The sequence below is a fragment of the Tissierellales bacterium genome, from assembly GCA_035301805.1.
Classification (GTDB): Bacteria; Bacillota; Clostridia; order Tissierellales; family DATGTQ01; genus DATGTQ01.
Genome location: DATGTQ010000224.1, coordinates 1 through 3,989 on the forward strand (window position 1 = coordinate 1; position 3,989 = coordinate 3,989).

Genomic DNA, 3,989 nt, shown 5'->3' on the forward strand with positions numbered 1-3,989 from the left:
AAGATGTAGAAGAAAAATATTTAAACTTAACAACATTTGATGGAATTAAAGGTGAAACAGCAGAAGCAATAAAAGAAGATACTGGGAAATTTGCCCTTGTAGCTATAGAGCATGCTTTATCTGTATTTGAAGCATATAAAAGAAAAGCAAAGGAATATAAAGACAATTATTCAAATATAGATAGTGGATTTGCAGTATTCAGTAGAGATGATTTTGATAAAATTGATAGAGAAATAAGAAATAGTCGAAGATTAATTCAAGAAGTTTCCAATAATGTCAACCGAATTATTATAGGCATAGATAGCATAGCATCAGTGAACATTCCTAATTCCCATAATATAATATCAGCTCATAATAGGATGTTAGAGGAACTACAAGAAATAATAAGAGATGTTGAGGAATGCGAACAGTTAGATGATGAATTTAAAAATGTTGAGGAAAGTATAAATGTTTTATTGGATTTTTTAAGGGCAAAAGATCCAGGTACGTTGGAAAATAATTTTGATGCAATGGTAGGTTATACTAAAGGATATTTTCCTGATGTTAAGGTAGATAAAAAATCTGGTGAGAAAGTTAAGGATGGAGCAGGGGCTGTAGTAGATGGAATAATAGAAACAGGGGCAGAATATAAGACTTTTGAGACAATAGGTAATACTATGCGTGAGGTGTCTGTTAAATACGGTACGCTTGGGCCAGAAGGACCTGGGCAATTTATAATGGTTGATCAAAAATATGCAAAAGTATCAAATTTTTTCACTAAAAATGCAGACTCAATGGCAGGAAAATTTGAAACCTTAGGAAAAATAGGTACGGGACTTACAGTTGCAAATTTTATAACAAGCACATATAAAGATGTGAAAGATGGATATGGTGTTGGGCAGGCGATTTTAAAGAATGGATTAACTACAGGTGGTAGTATTGCACTTAGTGCTGGAGTAGGAGCTTTACTTGCAACTTCAGGTTTGCCAGTTGTAATGACTGTAGGTCTGATTGCTGCTGGTTCATATATAGGTTCTAAGATTGGCGAAGCTGTATATTATTCTGTGTTGGGTGCGGGCAACGAGGTTGAGCAGAATGAGGAATCAAAAAAATATTGGTATGATGGTTTCCATTCTATACCTTACCCTGAAAAGTATGATTATAACTATGGATATTAAAAGTATTAACAAAATTGGTTTATATAAACAAAAGAATAAATAGAGGTTATTATAAGATATATAAAAAATAACCAATAATATATAGTATTTAAAGATAGGGTTTAATTTCATATAAAATGATTAGATATTAAAGTTTAGATATTTAATTATGTTGTTTATTTAATATTACAAATAAATTTTTAGGAGGTATTATGTATAAAGAAGAAAATAACAATGATATGATAATAACGCATATAAAAAATAATTGGAGATATAGGATACTCAGGTATGAAAATAAAATTTATTTATTAGACGCAAGTACTTATTGGTATTCATTAATACTATTTACAGTAAATCCTTTGTTCCCTATGAATGGATATGAGATAGATAATACAACTGTAAAAAGAATAAAAGAGAAACTTAAAGATGAGGCAGATATTAACTTTTCAAAAATACTCCTTATATCTTCATTAAGCTCATTATTGGGTATTTTGATAAAATCAAGTTTTAAAAAGATTACTCCAAGTGATAAATTTAACTTTATATTTATCTACTTATTGCCAGTTATCTTAACTTTATTTTACTTAATATCAAGATACTCTAAAAAGAAACAATTGATTGAGTTAATTGGTAAGCAAAATAATAAAAAAAGAATAAGATTTTGTAATCCACCAGAAAGAAAAAGAGAAACTGATGAATGGGTTATTTATACACATAGCGTATTAGTATGGTTACTTGTATTTAGCTTTGTAGTATTTTTAGGTAGAAGAATTATGGGAGAAAACTCAGAACCTCTAGATTATTTTTGGTATTTTGTAGTTATACTCTGTTGGGCTTTTGGAAGTATGCACGGAGATATAGGAAAAAAGTACTTTAAAGATATGACAGTAGTTATAAAAGACAAATAGGGGGGAAGATTGATGTTAGAATTAGGTAGTATAGTATATTTAAAAGATGGTGTAGAAAAAGTAATGATTCTAAGTAGAGGTCCAATTGTTGAAGAGGGTGGTGAAGGATTAATATTTGATTATTCAGGATGCATATATCCTGTAGGTTTAGATATGGAAAGAATTTTACACTTTAATGAAGAAAATATAGATAAAGTAGTATTCAATGGATACCATGATGAAGCAGAAGATAGGTTTCAAGAACTATATAACGAATGGATGGAAGAAAATAAAGATGAATATAAAAAAGGAGTAGTTCCAACGGAACCTGAAAAGTAAGATTAAAAGAGAGAATGGATTGTAGGATAAGAAAAACTACAATCCATTATTTTAAGATTTTACCTAAGGAATGAAGGATATGATTAGATAGTTTAGAAATTAAATATACATAAGAAATTATTGATAGATTACATAAGGTATATTTATAAACAAAGCAACTGCAGGTTATGTTAAAAGATATTATACTAATGTTAATGTAGATAAAGAACCTGGTGAAAAAGCTAAGGATGGTGCAGGGGCTTGTAGTAGGTGGAGTAATAGAAACAGGGCAGAATCTAAGACTTTTGAGACAATAGGTAATACTATACGTGAAATGTCTCCTAGGCTGGGTAAAATTGAGCCTGGTGGTTCGTCCATGGTTGATTCAGTTGCAAACTTTTTGAATAAGAATGCATACTCAATAGCAGGAAAATTTGAAACCTTGGGGAAGATAGGAACAGGGCTTACAGTTGCAAATTTTATAACAAGCACATATAAAGATGTAAAAGATGGATATGGTGTTGGGCAGGCAATTTTAAAGAATGGGTTAACTACAGGTGGTAGTGCTGTTGGGACTAAGATTGGTGGAGTAGCTGCAACTGGTGCAGCCTTTCTCTTTGGTATAACAGGAATTGGTGCTATATTATTGACTGTTGGAGTAATTGCTGGTTGTTCATATATTGGAGCAAAGGTTGGAGAATCATTGTACTACGGTTTAACTTAAGGCAGTTCAAAAGTAGGCGAAAGCAACTATCATTATGATGGTATTAATCCTATAGAGTATCCAGCTATTGAATTAGACTATGGCTATTAGGGAGGCAAGTTAAATGATGAAAATAGAAAATGAAGATGATATTACGCTAACTCATATAAAAGGAAACTGGAGATATAAAGTGTTTAGATATAGAAATAAAACTTATATACTAGATGGGAGCACTTACCTCATTTCCCTTTTTCTACCTATATTAAATTGGTATTTATTGCCCATAAATGGTTATGAAATTAATGATGCAATTTTAGAAGAATTAGAGGAGGTACATTCTGTAAAAAAATTAGATATAGGTTGGGGAATTATTTTTACCATCATGGTTTTAAGTAGTTTTTTTGCAAAACTTGTCCATAAAATTGTTAGTAACTTTAGTTTGCCAAAAAACTTTAATATAATATATTTATATATGATACCAACTATATTTATAGGATACTTCACGATATCAAGATGCTTTAAAAAAAGAAAATTATTTAGTTTATTAAATGAAGAATATAATAAAAAAAGAATTAGGTTTAAATTGCCATTTGAAGAAAACAAAAAAGTTTGGAAAAAGATTCTAATTGGATTTATTATATTAATAATAGTTTGCTTCGAAGGTATCTTGTATTCTCTTAATCTTATTATTGCAAAAAGTCCAGATGTAAGAGATTATATAATGTATTTTATACTTTATCTCGTTTGGTCTATAATGGCTATAGGTTCTGCTGTAAACCCTGAGCATTTAGAAAATGCTACTATAACCGTGGAAGATAAATAAGATAGTTGTACCAACGAAATTTAGAAATGAATATAAAAAACTAGTTCATTATTTAACCCACCAAAGACATATGTAGGGGGGACAAGATAAATTATGAAAATAGAAAGTATAGATGATATTAC

5 protein-coding genes are annotated in these 3,989 nt (G+C 29.8%); all 5 read left to right on the forward strand.

From position 1 onward, the window contains the following. Positions 1-1,157 (forward strand): T7SS effector LXG polymorphic toxin (locus VK071_11415; GenBank protein ID HLR35918.1); only part of this gene is annotated, 1,157 nt, incomplete at its 5' end. Between the two features lie 191 nt (positions 1,158-1,348). Continuing rightward, the gene (locus tag VK071_11420) at positions 1,349-2,044 is read left to right on the forward strand and encodes a DUF443 family protein (protein HLR35919.1); all 696 of its coding nucleotides are present in this window, start codon (positions 1,349-1,351) and stop codon (positions 2,042-2,044) included. A 12-nt stretch (positions 2,045-2,056) separates the two neighbouring features. After that, positions 2,057-2,362, forward strand: a complete 306-nt coding sequence (locus VK071_11425; protein HLR35920.1) for a DUF4176 domain-containing protein — start codon at positions 2,057-2,059, stop codon at positions 2,360-2,362. A gap of 313 nt (positions 2,363-2,675) precedes the next feature. After that, entirely contained in the window at positions 2,676-3,065 is a 390-nt protein-coding gene (locus VK071_11430; GenBank protein ID HLR35921.1) for a hypothetical protein, read from the forward strand. A gap of 103 nt (positions 3,066-3,168) precedes the next feature. Beyond that, a complete protein-coding gene (locus VK071_11435; GenBank protein HLR35922.1) occupies positions 3,169-3,867 on the forward strand; it encodes a DUF443 family protein in 699 nt (232 codons plus the stop codon). Positions 3,868-3,989 lie beyond the last annotated feature (122 nt).